Annotated in this window: 12 protein-coding genes; 7 read left to right on the forward strand and 5 right to left on the reverse strand. The window is 61.1% G+C overall.

Annotated elements, in window-relative coordinates:
* The first annotated feature begins 99 nt into the window (after nt 1-99).
* Both HDG37_RS09150 and HDG37_RS09155 read left to right on the forward strand, forming a co-directional pair.
* Nucleotides 100-621, forward strand: coding sequence for a lecithin retinol acyltransferase family protein (locus HDG37_RS09150; protein ID WP_184046272.1), 522 nt, complete (start codon nt 100-102; stop codon nt 619-621).
* Nucleotides 622-661: 40 nt separating this feature from the next.
* Nucleotides 662-913, forward strand: a complete 252-nt coding sequence (locus HDG37_RS09155; protein ID WP_184046274.1) for a hypothetical protein — start codon at nt 662-664, stop codon at nt 911-913.
* 4 nt (nt 914-917) lie between these two features.
* Here the strand turns inward: HDG37_RS09155 and HDG37_RS09160 are convergent, their stop codons facing one another.
* Complete coding sequence (locus tag HDG37_RS09160) at nt 918-1,796, reverse strand: LysR family transcriptional regulator (RefSeq protein WP_184046276.1); 879 nt, start codon at nt 1,794-1,796, stop codon at nt 918-920.
* Between the two features lie 340 nt (nt 1,797-2,136).
* On the opposite strand from HDG37_RS09160, the gene HDG37_RS09165 reads away from it, so the two are divergent.
* Complete coding sequence (locus HDG37_RS09165) at nt 2,137-2,628, forward strand: DUF4126 domain-containing protein (protein ID WP_184046278.1); 492 nt, start codon at nt 2,137-2,139, stop codon at nt 2,626-2,628.
* A 65-nt stretch (nt 2,629-2,693) separates the two neighbouring features.
* On the opposite strand, the gene tehA is transcribed toward HDG37_RS09165, so the two are convergent.
* The 3 genes from tehA to HDG37_RS09180 form a co-directional block, all read right to left on the reverse strand.
* On the reverse strand, nt 2,694-3,716 hold the full coding sequence (gene tehA, locus HDG37_RS09170) for a dicarboxylate transporter/tellurite-resistance protein TehA (RefSeq protein WP_184046280.1): 1,023 nt from the start codon (nt 3,714-3,716) through the stop codon (nt 2,694-2,696).
* A gap of 180 nt (nt 3,717-3,896) precedes the next feature.
* Nucleotides 3,897-4,247, reverse strand: a complete 351-nt coding sequence (locus HDG37_RS09175; RefSeq protein WP_184046282.1) for a PleD family two-component system response regulator — start codon at nt 4,245-4,247, stop codon at nt 3,897-3,899.
* 6 nt (nt 4,248-4,253) lie between these two features.
* A complete protein-coding gene (locus HDG37_RS09180; protein WP_184046284.1) occupies nt 4,254-5,759 on the reverse strand; it encodes an ATPase domain-containing protein in 1,506 nt (501 codons plus the stop codon).
* A 506-nt stretch (nt 5,760-6,265) separates the two neighbouring features.
* Here HDG37_RS09180 and HDG37_RS09185 point away from each other — a divergent pair.
* Together HDG37_RS09185 and HDG37_RS09190 are read left to right on the forward strand one after the other, a co-directional pair.
* Nucleotides 6,266-7,312, forward strand: a complete 1,047-nt coding sequence (locus HDG37_RS09185) for a phytoene/squalene synthase family protein (protein WP_184046286.1) — start codon at nt 6,266-6,268, stop codon at nt 7,310-7,312.
* Between the two features lie 184 nt (nt 7,313-7,496).
* Entirely contained in the window at nt 7,497-7,745 is a 249-nt protein-coding gene (locus HDG37_RS09190) for a hypothetical protein (protein ID WP_129961873.1), read from the forward strand.
* A gap of 274 nt (nt 7,746-8,019) precedes the next feature.
* Here the strand turns inward: HDG37_RS09190 and HDG37_RS09195 are convergent, their stop codons facing one another.
* A complete protein-coding gene (locus HDG37_RS09195; protein ID WP_184046288.1) occupies nt 8,020-8,334 on the reverse strand; it encodes a DUF4148 domain-containing protein in 315 nt (104 codons plus the stop codon).
* Between the two features lie 807 nt (nt 8,335-9,141).
* Between HDG37_RS09195 and HDG37_RS09200 the strand changes: the two genes are divergently transcribed.
* Complete coding sequence (locus HDG37_RS09200) at nt 9,142-10,377, forward strand: ABC transporter substrate-binding protein (protein WP_260334524.1); 1,236 nt, start codon at nt 9,142-9,144, stop codon at nt 10,375-10,377.
* Entirely contained in the window at nt 10,374-13,322 is a 2,949-nt protein-coding gene (locus HDG37_RS09205) for an EAL domain-containing protein (RefSeq protein WP_184046292.1), read from the forward strand. The genes HDG37_RS09200 and HDG37_RS09205 overlap by 4 nt, the downstream gene beginning before the upstream one ends.
* Nucleotides 13,323-14,073 lie beyond the last annotated feature (751 nt).

The following is a 14,073-nucleotide window of genomic DNA, read 5'->3' on the forward strand; positions in this document are numbered from 1 at the left end:
CGATCAGCCGTCAACCCTGTAAACAGGGGCTTTCCGGCGCCTGGCCCGGATGATGCAAAAGCTGTCGCAACAGTGTTGGAAATGCGAACGAGGCCAGCCATGAACACCCAAACGCTCGATACACGCGACGACGACCCGCAATCCGCAGCCGCTTGCGACACCGCATCATCGACGATCGATCTGCCGATCGGCGCGCACCTGGTCACGCAACGCAACGGCTACGAACATCACGGCATCTATGTCGGCAATGGCCGCGTCGTGCACTACTCGGGCTTTGCGGCCTCCGCGCATCCCGGACCGGTCGAGGAAGTCGAGCTCGCGCGCTTCACCGCCGGCCATTCGCTGTCGGTTCGCGCGACGCCGAGCGCGATCTACGTCGGCGCCGATGCGGTGCGCCGCGCGCGCTCCCGCCTCGGCGAGAACCGCTATCGCCTGCTGACCAATAACTGCGAACACTTCTGCGCGTGGTGTCTGCTCGGCGAAAGCCGCAGCGAACAGGTGCATTGCTGCTTGCGTCATCCGAGCACGGGCATGCGCGCACTGCTGTGCCTCGTGAAGGCGTTTGTCGAGAGCGGGGCGAGGAACGAACACCGCGTGGCGCAACTCGCGCAAGTCGCGTGAACGCAGCGCGTCAGGAACGGGACGATTCGAGGAGAACATCATGGTAGCCGCAGAAAAAAGCTTGCACTGGGCCGTCGACAAATGGCTCGCACCCACGCCGTCGATGCCCGCGCGCGTGGTGCGGTTCTGCCATCGCGCGTCGCAACAGCAACGCTATGTATGTGTGCAGGCGTTGAAGCCGGAAGGATTGCTGTCGATTTTCTTCTTCCGCCACGGCGACGGTTCGTGGAACGTGTTCCCGCCGCAAGCGGAGCGGCCCGCGATGAACCGGTATTGCCGCACGGCCGCGTAGGACCTCATGCGTGACCCGCCGTGGCCGCTTCCGTGGCGAGCCACTGACTGAACAGCAACATCGCCGGCGTCATCGGCTTGCCCTTCAGGCAGGTCAGCCAGTAACTGCCCGCCTTGACCTCGACGTCGAACGGGCGCACCAGACGCCCGGTATTGATCTCCCTTTCGAACATCAACGCAGGCACGAGCGCGATGCCCGCGCCCTGTATCGCCGCTTCCACCATCAACCGCGACGAATCGAACACCGGTCCGCGCACCGGCCGCGGCGCGATGCCCGCGGCCGCGAACCAGTTGATCCAGTCGTCCATGCGGTACGAGCGCAGCAGCGTTTCGTTGGCGAGATCGTCGGGCCGTGCGAGGCGCGCGGCGATCTCGGGCGTGCAAAGCAGCGCGAGCGGCGCGTCGAGCAGTTTGGTGGCAAGCGAGCCGGGCCACGTGCCGTCGCCGAAACGGATCGCGAAATCGAGGCCCTCGGTCGCGAGGTCGACGAGGTTGTTATTGGTCAGCAGCCGCAGCTCGACGAACGGATGCGCGTCGCGAAACGACTTCAGGCGCGGCATCAGCCAGCCGACCGCGAACGTGCCGACCACACCGACCGTCAGCACCTCGTGAAAATGCCCGCCGTCGAACTGCTTGAGCACCGCCTCGATACGATCGAACGCGTCGGACAGCACGGGACGCAGCGCGAGCCCTTCGTCGGTCATCGCGAGGCCGCGCGGCAAACGCTTGAATAGCGCGGTGCCGAGCCGCTCCTCCAGCGAGCGGACCTGCTGGCTGACCGCGGCCTGGGTCACGTTCAGCTCTTGCGCCGCGCGCGTGAAGCTCAGATGCCGCGCGGACGATTCGAACGCGCGCAGCGCGTTGAGCGGAAGATACGGTCTCATGGTGCAGATACAAGATTTTCTTATGAGTGGGCTAACTTATCACCATCGGCCCACTTCGCCGACTCCCTGTCTCTTATTCGCCAGTCGAATTGTGCGACACTAGGGCCACATCGACGGGGGCAATCGTATGCCCGGCGCCGCGCCAGACATGCGGTGGCAAGTCGGCAATGAAGAGCCGGCAATTGTGAGCAACGGTGAACGGCCGCCGCGGATTGCCTCGATGTAGGTGGTGAGAAGTTGACTGTCCAGATGGAATGCTCGACATGTTCTGCCGACGTTCGTCCAGGTAAGCCGTCGGCTCGTGCAACCTTGCATCATTGCCCTCGATCGGGAGTCCGCTATGTCCGTGTATGTTCTGGCCTTGCTGATTGGCGTCGTCGCCGGCCTTCGCGCGATGATCGCCCCCACCGCCGTCAGTTGGGCCGCGCGTCTGGGATGGCTGCCGCTGCAAGGCACGTCGCTTGCCTTCCTCGGCTTCGCGGCCACGCCGTATATCTTCACCGTGCTGGCGTTCATCGAACTGATCACGGATCAATTGCCCGAAACGCCGAGCCGCAAGGTGCCGCTGCAGTTCGGCGCGCGAATCGTGCTCGGTGCGCTGAGCGGCGCGGCGATCAGCGGCGCGCATGGCGGCCTGGCGGGCGGCATGATCGTCGGGGTGGTGGGCGCGGTGGTCGGCGCGGTAGGCGCGGTGATCGGCACGCTCGGCGGCGCGAAGGTACGCAGTTCGCTCGCCAGCATGTTCGGGCGCGATGCGCCCGCGGCGTTGATCGAGGACGTGGTCGCGATCGTCGCGGCTGCGTTGATCGTCGTGTCGTTGCACGGGTTCTGACACAAACGCAAAAACGCGGCGGGACGCTTTGCGCGTCGCCGCCGCGTTCGGTCGCTGCCCGCAGCTTATTGAACCCGGGCGATTCGCCCGGCCGTTGTGACTTGCGTGACCGGCGCCGGCGCCGTCGAACTCGCCGCCACGGGCGGCATCAGCTTGCCTTGCACGAGCAGCTGAAGCGTCTTCACGACCAGAATCGCGATGATCGCGTTCGCCACCACGAACAGAACCGGTGCCGCGAATTCGATCGGACCCGTCGCGCCGCGTTCGACGAGACGCAGGGCCATCGTCGGCAACGCCGCTACGCCGAAGCTGAACGCCCAGTAGCCGGGCACGAATGCCTGTTGGCGGATCCACGGCAGCAAACGCAGCAGCATCAGCGCCTGATAGAGACCGTAGCCGAGAAGCGCGTAGGCGAATAGATCGGGCGTGCCGCTGGTGAGGCTCAAATACGCGACACCACCGACGACTGGCGGCGCGAGTTGCACGCCGAGGGTCGGGCGCAGGGCTTCGGGCAGTGGTTCATGCACGGCGGCGCGATGCAGGATCATCGATTCGAGCGCGAGCCAGGCCAGCATGCCGCCGCCGAAAAACAGCTCGCCCAGTTGATGGAAGCCGAATGCGGCCGAGCTCGCCGCCGCGACGAAGCCCGCTCCGACCGTCGGCAGATAGATCGCCGGCGTGGTCAGTTCGGGCTTGCGGCCGCCTTGCCACAGCTTGCCCTGTAGATAGACGCCGAGCCCGAGTTGCGCGATCGCCGCGATGCCGTACAGCGTCAGCGCGAGGGTATGCGCGTACGGCTGCAGCAGTTGCGCGGCAAGCAGCGTCGAGATCGGCGCGAGGGCGACGAACGAAGACTGCACCGGATGGTCCAGTTCGGCGCGTGCGGCGGCGGTCCGTGCGAACCACTTGTGCGCGTAGGCGAACAGAATGATGACCCAGACGGCGAGCGCCGCGATCGTCACCACGCTGCCGGCGACTGCCGGCAAGTGCCACAGGCGGCTTGCGACGCGCCACAGGTTGGCCAGCGCCAACGAGCCCACCGCGATGCTCAAGAAGCCAACGGGAACCGCACCACGATTGCTGTTCATGACGACCTCCGAAAGTTGCGTCGCGCTGCGGGTTGCTGGCCATGCGCGATCGATGGCCTACTGTAAAAGGCCACGGAGAATCGCAGAACGCTGCAGACGCTCGACAAATGGCGCGAGCGTCTCAAGCTGTGTTTTAGCGGGGGAAAGGGGCAGAGAAGGCGGGGGGAGGAAGGGCGGCCGTCAACCACCCATGCGCACCAGCATCGCCAGCAACTGGTCGAACGAAAGCGGCTTGCGCGCGTAGGCAAAATGTGGATTCGGCTGCACCGGAATGTCCGATGCGGCACTGCACAGGATGATCGGAATCTCGCGCAGCTCTGGGTCCTCATATAGCGCCGCGCACAACTGGAGGCCCGACATGACCGGCATCATGCAATCGGACACGATGACATCGGGCCGGCTCGAACGGACCAGTTCGAGCGCGACGGAGCCGTTCGACGCCGTCCGTACCGCATAGCCGTGTCGTTCCAGCAGCAGCCGCCATACCGTGAGGATGTCGAACTCGTCGTCCACCACCAGAATGGTTTTCATGGGCGGCTAGGTTTTTCGCCGCGATCGCAGCGTGGCCGACAAGCCCGGCGTCGGTTGGGTGCCCGCGGCGCCGGACGAGCCGTCGATCACGTCGAGTCCTTGCGACGAAATCGACAGTTCGCGCAGTGACGTGTCGTGCGCGCTTTCGCGTTGCTTCACCACCGAAATCACGCGCCGCAGTCCGTCTTCGGTCTCGGCGTAGCGCAGCAGCACGAGGTTTTCGGTCAACGCCGACACGCGCACGGCCTTCGCGTGACCCGGATCGCTGTACAGCGGCAGTTCCTCGGTGACGAGCGTCGTGACGGTCGCTTCGCGCAACTGATGCAGCAGTGCATTGAGGAACAGGCCGAAGCGCTCGGTACGCAACGCCGAATCGCGAAAGCCCTCGACGCCGTCGATCACGATGCGCGTCGCGCCGGTCTGCTTGACGGTGGCGAGCGCTTTCGACGCGATTTCATCGACCGCGAGTTCGATCGCCGGCTGCCAAAGCACCATCAGACGACCGTCCTGCCACGCATCGGCAAGCGCGATCGACACCGCTTCGGCCTTGCCGATGAGTCTCTGCGGACTCTCGTAGAAGCCGAGATACACGCAACGCTCGCCGCGTGCGAGACCGGCCGCGAGGAACTGCAGGCACAGCAGGGTCTTGCCGACGCCCGACGGACCGATCAGCGTGGTCGTCGCGCCTTGCGCGAAGCCGCCGCCGAGCAGGTTGTCCAGGTGCAGCAAGCCGAAGCCGAGCCGTGCTTTCAGATCGACGGGGCCCGCTTGCTCCGCGCACCGCGCTTCGAGGCGCGGGAACATCAGCAGCCCGCTGCCGGCGATGCGGAAGAAGTGCTTGCCCATCAGATGATCGCGCGCGCGCATCTTGTGCACTTCGATTTCGCGCGCGCGCCGCATGCCGTCGTGATAGCTGTTCAGCTCGATCAGACCGTCCACCAGCGTGTGCTCGGGATGCGACTCGTTGCCCGACAGCGGCGCGAGCAGCAGCGTCGTGCAGTCCATCGCGGCGACCAGCGCGTTCAGCTCGTGGATGAACTTCGACAGCGACAGCTCGGTTTCGCTGAATTCGCGCGCACTGCGAAAGCCGTCGATGATCATCAGGCTCGGCCGGTAGTCGTAGATGCTCGACGCGATCAGCTTCAGGAAACCGTCGAGTCCGTCCTGCATCAGCTCGTGATAGCCGGACACGAACAGCATCTGCTGCGCGACCGCGGCTTCGTCGAAAAAGCTCAGGCCTTTCAGGTGACCGAGCAGCTTGTCGTGCGATTCGGCGATCAACGTCATGTACAGCACTTTCTCGCCTTGCCGCACCCGATGAAAACCGATCTGGCTCGACAGGATCGTCTTGCCGGCGCCGGCCATGCCCTCCAGTAGATAGACGCCACCGCTCACCAGACCGCCGCCGAGGATCTCGTCGAAACCGGGCACGCCGGTTTCGACATTGCGTCGCGCCGCGTCAGGCCGGGCCGCGTCGGACGGGAGGGACGTGTTGGATGCGTCGGTAGTCATTGTCGATGTGTCGTTCAAAGTGCAAGCGACGGCCTGGTCGTAACCGTCCTGTGCTCAAACCCGTTGGGGCAGCAATCCCCATTCCCGATCGCGAGCGACAGTGTCCTGCGGCGTGAAATGCGGGGAGTCTATCCGGCAACGTGTGCCCGGCGAACGGCGTGTGCTCGACAGGGCGGCGTGAGAGGGCGAAAAAGGCCGGCGGCGAGGAGCCCGGTGCATGCGGTATGAGGGGGAGTGAAGTGCGGTGGCCGGTCGAACTTGCAAACCGATGCAATGAAACGGAAAGGCGAGCGCTTCGCTCATACGGCGCCGCAGGCTGCGCTCGAGGCTGCCGATCCCATAGGTCAGGTGCAGGTTCGAACGGCGGCTGCGAGTGGCGCCGGCTTCGGCGGACGGCTTCTGATGCTGGTTCATGGTGTACCGGGTGACGCGCCTCGCCGTATACAATTCGGCAGCGCCTGATCCCAGCGGGCTTTCACCCGCCTATTTGCCAACCGATCCAACCCATGCCGAATCCGACCCGGGCCTTTCTTCTCGGCCCGCTCCTGAAAGGCGTTTCACGCTCCTTCTATCTGACGCTGCGCGTGCTGCCCATCGGCATGCGCGATCCGATCGGCCTTGCGTATCTGCTCGCGCGCGCGGCCGATACGATTGCGGACACCTCGCTGATCGCGCCGGGCCAACGCCTCGAATTGCTGCTCGCGTTGCGCGATCAGGTCAATGGCGTGGCCGTCGACAGCGCGCCGTTCCAGCGCATCGCCGCGGAAGTCGCGGGTCAGCAGGCGCAGTCGGATGAAAAGCGGCTGCTCGAATCGTTGAGCCCCGCGCTCGACGTGCTCGCGCAACTGAGCCAGTCCGACTGCCACGCGGTGCGCGCGATCGTCACGACGCTGACCGAGGGCATGGAATTCGATCTGCGCACGTTCCCCGACGAACGCTCCGGCCAGATCGCGGCGCTGCGCGAATACGACGAACTCGATCGCTATACGTATCTGGTCGCGGGCTGCGTCGGCGAGTTCTGGACCGCGATGACTTACGCGCACATGCCGGGCACGCTGAAAGAACAACCCGACACGATGAAGCAGCGTGGCGTGCGTTTCGGCAAGGCATTGCAAATGACCAACGTGCTGCGCGATTGCGGAAAAGATTTGCGCATCGGCCGCTGCTATTTGCCGCAGTGCATGCTCGAGCGCCACGGTCTGAGCGCGCGCGATCTGCTGCAACCGGCCAATTCGATGCGCGCGCGGCCGCTGCTCGTCGAACTGTTGCGCAAGACCCTCGATCATTTCCGCGCGGCGCTCGACTATACGCTCGCGATTCCGGTGAGCGCGGTGCGCTTGCGGCTCGCCTGCCTGTGGCCGATCCTCATCGGCCTCGACACCTTACTGCTGCTCGCGGATAACGACGCGTGGCTCGATCCGGCGAAAGTGTCGAAGGTGACGCGCCATGACGTGTATCGGATCATCGCGTCATCGCTGCTGCTGGTGCCGTCGAATGCGCTGGTGCGCCATGCGATCAATAGCCGCATCGCGCGGATCGAAACTCGGCTGTAGGCGTAAACGCCTACGGTTGCGCGCACAGTCACGCGCATCGAATAAAACTGAATCGCTTCAATGCACTACGAATCGCCCGCAATAGCCGCGATTTATTCTGGATCATTGAATCTTCAACAATCGGGAAAGCCCCAGGCCACTGCATTCGCGCTTCACGTTAGTCTCTTCGAAAAGGAGGCGACCCATGCGACAAGCGTTCAATATTGCGTTGGTGCTTTTGCTTGGCTATCTGATGGCGGATCGGGCGTTGATGCGTGCGCAGGCGGGCGAGGTCGGCACGATTACATGTCACCAGGGCGCGGCGCTCGTCAAATCGGACGCGTTGAAAAAGGGCTTTGGTGACGCTGGCGCGAGCGCGCAGAGCGAGAGCTTCCTGTCGAGTTGCCTCGTGACCGGGCGCGGCCAGGTCGGCAATCTGATCGCACGCGACTGAGCGCGGGCAGCTGAGAATTCATCGCGGCGCACGCAGAGCGGCGCGAAAAAGCGCCCAGACCGTGAAGGCCTGGGCGAAGTCATCGGGAGCCCGATGACGGAGGTAACCACATACGAACTGGCCCGCGCTCGGAGATACCCGAGTCGCGGGCCAGTTCATTTGAATCGGGGTGCGCGTCGCAAGGACGCGCTATTTGGAAGTGTTCGCGGTTCGTTTCGCCGTAGGGCTTCGTGGCCACACGACTGCGCTTGACGAACCGCCTGCCACCTACCGCTTACTGACCGAAGTAGACCGACTTCGGGCCACTCGTCGGAGCCGCATGGCTCGTTTGCGACGTACCGCTCACCACACCACCGAAGCCGGTAGCGGCTTGACCGACGCCGTTTTGCGCGTCGACGCGGGCTTGCGCAGCCTGGATGTCAGCCGGGTAGTGAGGGTCGGCGTGACCAGGTTGATAGCCGGCCTTTTCCAGTTGGATCAGCTCGGCGCGCACTTGAGCGCGGGTCATGGGCTGGTTGGCTTGCGCGAACGCGGCGACCGGAGCGGCGACAGCGACGGCGATGACAACGGCTTGAATCAGCGATTTCATGATACTTACCTCCAGTTCAGGGTTTTATCTTGCTGCGAACTTGCTTGTTCGTAGTCAGTGATTGCATTGTAATTTGGCGAACTGGACAGAGTAAGTCGTGAGGTAGGTAATGTTTGTTGCGAAAATTGATACAAAGCGACGGAACTTTTAGGGTTAACGCGTAGACGTGTGTCCGGTGTCACAGGAAATGAAAACCATGCGAGGTCGGTGAACGACTGCTGCCACAGTTCGCGATTAATCCGGCGGTCGACATCCCTTGCAGGAGTAAGGTAGTCCGCGATTGCGTCAAATCGACTCCAAGCCGACCGTGAACCATCACCACCTATTCGGCAGCTTCCAAACTACAGCGGCCATCCATTCCTGCCAGTCGCTCGGCGGGTCATCGGCCCTGAGCGGACGACCGGAAGTACAGGCGTTCCCTTCAGTTAAAGTATCTGCGTCTGTTGCCGATATGCCGTGTGAGTGCCGACCCGTCAAGCGCTCTAAGCAGCCCTGTTTTATAAACATTCCGGTGCCGATCGATAGGCGTCGTCGATGACAAAAGATCGGCCGGCAGCGAGAAAGATTTGCGATGAAATGCGCAGCGGCATGCCGGGCTTCGTCACAACTGACCGCTGCAGGGACGCCGCCATGGTTATGCAAGTGATTCGACCGCGATGAAAGTTTCACCGGTTTGCCATCGAATGCGCCCATAGCCTCTGCCGAGGGCCGCTCAACCCATGCCGAGCCTGAAAAAGTGAACCCCACGTGCGACAAACTGAGTTTGGCTCCTTGCTGTCGGTCTTGGCTTGTTTCATTCTTTTCTCGTTGTGCGGTTGCCATCAGCGAGACCACGATTCTTCGAGCACGAGCGGGCCGGCCAGTACCACCATCACCGCCTTGGTCTGGGCTCCTGACTGGCCGGAAGAAATGCTTCAGATTGCTGCCGAATTCAGCAAGCTGAATCCGGACATACACGTGGATGTGCAGTTCATGATTGGCAATTCGGTGGAAGAAAATATCAAGCCGCGGATCGCCTCCGGCAACTTGCCCGATCTGGTGAGTATCAACCCGAATGCCTACGCGGCCGACCTGGCCGATCAAGGGCTCCTCGCCGACGTTAGCAACACATCCGCCTGGAACAACATGCTCGATCCTCTCAAAAAAGACTGGACCAGTCGCCAATCCAGGCACTTTGGAATAGCGGGGGGAATGGCTACGACTTTGATCTATTACAACCAGGACATGTTTGCGAAGGCGGGGATCAGGGAGCTGCCGACCAATTTCAACGAATTCCTGGCGGTTTGCGAACAGCTCAAACGTGCAGGCTATACGCCAATAATGTGGAACGGCGGCTTCCCAAATATGCTCGGCAACGGCCCCTTCAGTTCAGGCTTTGCTAACAATGTGGTTGCGAGCGAGCCAGACTGGAAGGACAAAATCAGCGATGGCACGCTGGATTTGAACACCCCCCAGGTAGCGGATATTTTCGCCAGGATCAGGCTGATGCCGGAACGGGGTTTCGTACAGGAATCGTTCACGACAACTGGCTACGATGATGGCATACGGCTATTCAAGGAGGGCAAGGTCGCAATGGCTTTTCACGGTAGTTGGGCAGCCGGTCTGTTGCTGCACGGCAATCCCTTTGAAGTTGGCGTGCTCATCCCGCCCTGGAACGCGCCAGGCGAGCAGGTGGTGCCCGTGATCGGCAGCGAAACCGGGTTTGCGGTGTCGGAAACGCCCAACAAGGCCGCGGCAATGCGTTTTCTCGAGTTCGTCGCTGGGCAGGGGTTTTCCATCCTCCAGATCAAGCGCCAGAACATTTCCCCATTCAAGCAGTTCCCGGGCATGGTGGTGAGCGATCAGAAGATTGTCGACTACACGAACATGGTCAGTCGCTATGCTGTGACCGGCAGCCCGTACTATTCGTTTCTACCCTCCAATTCCATCGAGCGCTTGCATCGATTGATACAGGATGTGCTGTTCAGGAAAATCACGCCAATGCAGGCAGCAAAACTCCTGGACGAGTCTGTTAAGAATGAAGCGAAGATGCACTACAAATGACCCCACTGATCGCTTGGCTGCGAAGCGCATTCGCCTACTTCTCGTTGGATCTGCTGCGCCGGGTCGAAATTCGCTACCGGCTGATAACCGCGTTTATCCTGCTTTCGCTGATACCGATACTTGTCTCCAGCTACATTTCGTATGCGGAGTCAACAGCAGAGTTCAAGCACAAAGCGGAGATATTTTCCAAAGAGGTAGTCAAACAGGTATCCAAAAACATCTCGTTGCGGATGGAGCAGATCGAGACGGAGAGCAGCCTTCTGGTGCTCTCCGATCAGGTTCAAGACGCGCTGACCCGCATCGCACACGGCAATGAAAAGGAGCAGAGCGAAGCTCGCCAGGATCTGACCCGACTGCTCCTGGAGCACTACGGCGCGGTTGATTTCATCAACCAGAAATATTTGCTCGACAAGGACAACCGGATCACGGACACCCAGGCGTTCGCGCAATTGACGCGGAGTGTGGTGCATCTGGTCCAGCAGGCTCCCGATCGAAATGGCCGGCCTTACTGGGGCAGCTATGACAACGGGGCCGGTCAGCAAGATCTCGGGATGGTGCGCGCCATCATCGACAAGAGCGACAATCGGCAGATCGGTAATCTGGTTCTAGTGATTCGCCCCGAGTATTTCTCATCGATTTTCAATGACGTCGCCGTGGGCAGTGGAACGGAGATCTATGTACTTGACGCCAGCAGCGACAAGCTGATTGTTCGTGCCGACGGCTCTTCAATGAGCACCGACGGAAAGGCTGAACCGGGTCTGCTCGAAAGAATCGCAAACGCCGATCCGCACGGCGAGCCAAATGGCTTCGTCGACTTCCATGGCAAGAATGGCGACCGATATCTCGCTGCATACACGGGTATCGCCGGCACAAAATGGTTTGTGGTCAGCACGATCCCGGAGAAGAAGTTGACGGCGGAGGCACAGTCCGTACGCGATCAGATCATACTGGTGGGCATTTCGGGGTTTCTGCTTTCGATCTTCCTCGCCAATTTCATTTCACACAGCATCTCTGTACCGCTCAAAGATCTGGTGCGAAGGATGGACGACACCGGTAGCGATGCAGGCGCAGAGGCGGAGGCATCGGTGGACGCGCGCAGTGAGATTGGCGTAAAGGATGAATTGGGCAGATTGGCGCACAGGTTCGAACGAATGAGTGCGGCGATCGGGCAGAAGATCCAGAAGATCAACGAGATCAACGCTTCCTTGGAGCAGACGGTCATCGAGCGAACGGCCGAGCTCGTCGCCAAAGAGCAGGAGTCGCGCACGTTGATCGAGAATTCACCTGACACGATCACGCGCTACGACCGAGAGCTGCGCCGCACCTACGCCAATCCGGCTTTCTGTGTCTCGGCGGCCCGCAGCCTTCGCGAATCGCTCGGCAAACGGCCCTCAGAGATACCGGGCGGTGCTAACGCGCTGGCTTACGAGAAGAAGATCAGCGAAACCATTGCAACCGGGAAAAGTCGCCAATTCGAACTGAGATGGCTCAGTAAGGACGGACAGGAACAGTGCAGCCATATCAGGCTCACTCCAGAGATCGACGCGTCGGGCGAGGTGAACTCCGTGTTGGCGGTCGGTCGTGATTTGTCGGACCGGATGGCATTCGAGGCAACGATATGGAAACAGGCTAATTACGATGCGCTGACCCATCTCCCGAACCGCCAGATGTTTCATGCCCGTCTCGAGCATGAAGCCGGCGTGTCCCATCGCTCCGGGCGGCCGATGGCCTTGATGCTGATCGATCTCGACCGCTTCAAGGAGGTCAACGACTCCCTCGGACACGATATGGGCGACATCCTGCTGATCGAGGCCGCGAGGCGCATTACCTCGTGTGTGCGTGAATTCGACACGGTCGCTCGACTTGGCGGTGACGAGTTCACGGTGATTCTGCCCGAGTTGGACGACACCGGGAGCATCGAACAGATCGCGAAGACGATCATCGCCACGCTGGCCCAACCCTTCAAGCTTGGTCCGGACGAGGCTTTCATTTCTGCGAGTGTCGGAGTCACGCTTTACCCTGACGACGGGACAGAACTGGATGTTCTCTTCAAGAATGCCGACCAGGCCATGTACGCGGCCAAAGCCGCGGGGCGCAACCGTTTCCACTACTTTACGCCCGAGTTGCAAGTGGCGGCAGAAAAGCGCCAGCGTCTCACGAGCGATCTACGTACCGCCCTGCAAGTCGACCAGTTCCGTGTTTATTACCAGCCTATCGTCAATTTGGCGACTGGCGAAATTTACAAAGCTGAAGCGCTAATTCGCTGGCTGCACCCTGTGCGCGGCACGATCAGTCCATTGGATTTCATCGCATTGGCCGAAGACACGGGGCTCATCGTTCCGATCGGCGATTGGGTGTTCAAACAGGCCGTGCGCCAGGCGCGTCAATGGCGCCGACGATTCCATCCATCGTTTCAGATCAGTGTCAACATTTCACCGGTGCAGATTCGCCAGGACAATCTGGTGTGTATCCAATGGTCGGAATACCTCATTCGGCAAGGCATGCCTAGACAGAGCGTGGCAATTGAAATAACCGAAGGGCTGTTACTGGACGCCGAATTGAACGAGAAGTTGCTGAGTTTCCGCGAGACAGGAATCGGGATTTCGATCGACGACTTCGGGACCGGTTACTCGTCCTTAGCCTATCTGAAGCGCTTCGACATCGATTATCTCAAGATCGACCGTTCATTCGTACAGAACCTCGGTTTCGACGGCGGCAATCAGGCGCTCTGCGAAGCAATGGTCATGCTCGCTCACAAGTTGGGATTGCAGGTTATTGCCGAGGGGGTCGAGACGACGGATCAACGTGATTTTCTCGCCGCCGTGGGTTGTGACTTTGCGCAAGGCTTTTTGTATTCGGAGCCGGTTCCGTCTGATCAATTTGAGGAGCGGGTGTGGCCGACAGCCAGGCAGGCGGCTCACCAAGAGGTGCGCGACGAATCGTGAGCTATCGCCGAACGAGTGTATGCCAGGTATCGAGAAACGAACCCCGGTCACGGTAGTCTCGAACGGTTGAAAACAGTTCGACCTCAGTCCTCCGAGTTTTCGGGAGCAGCCATTGGACAGGCTGCGATCGGACGGGGCGCCAACGGCCGCAAAGGCCGGTCTCGCGACAGACGGACTCAACGCTCGAAAGTCCGTTTGCAGGCTTGAAGATACGCCTGAACGTGTATATCGAGGCATCGACCAACGGCGGCTTGTGGCCGAACCTAGTCCGACGTTTAACACGCCGAGTGAGCCGCCATTCATCAGTTCGCGTCGGGCAGAGGTCGACCCGCATCAGTCCTTCGGGCCGGGAGGACATCAATGGCGGCTTCCGGAGTGCTCTGGACATCCGTCTTCGCGCAGGCTGCTGCTCACTTCGGCCTTTGCTGACATTCGGAGAACTTGTCTGAGCCGATCACGCCCGGTCGCATGCGTGGAGTGAAAGGCACCTACCTACTCACGCCGCAAGACAGTTCAACGACATTCGGAAACGTTGACATCGTCGGATCAACATATAGCATTCATCCAATGCTCTGGGCAATCGACAGGGCTTCGCGCTCCGGCGAAGTGCGTTTCCAGGGGATCAAGCCCTGTTCGGTCTGCCAGTCTCGAAGTAGAGGACCAGGCCAGCCGGGCGGCAAGGTACGTTGGTTTCGGCACCACGGTTCGCTCATTCCGTGGTATATCGCGCGCTCGCGAACAAGTGTGCGCC

Origin of the sequence: Paraburkholderia sp. MM5384-R2 (assembly GCF_014201025.1) — a bacterium.
Taxonomy (GTDB): Bacteria; Pseudomonadota; Gammaproteobacteria; order Burkholderiales; family Burkholderiaceae; genus Paraburkholderia; species Paraburkholderia tuberum.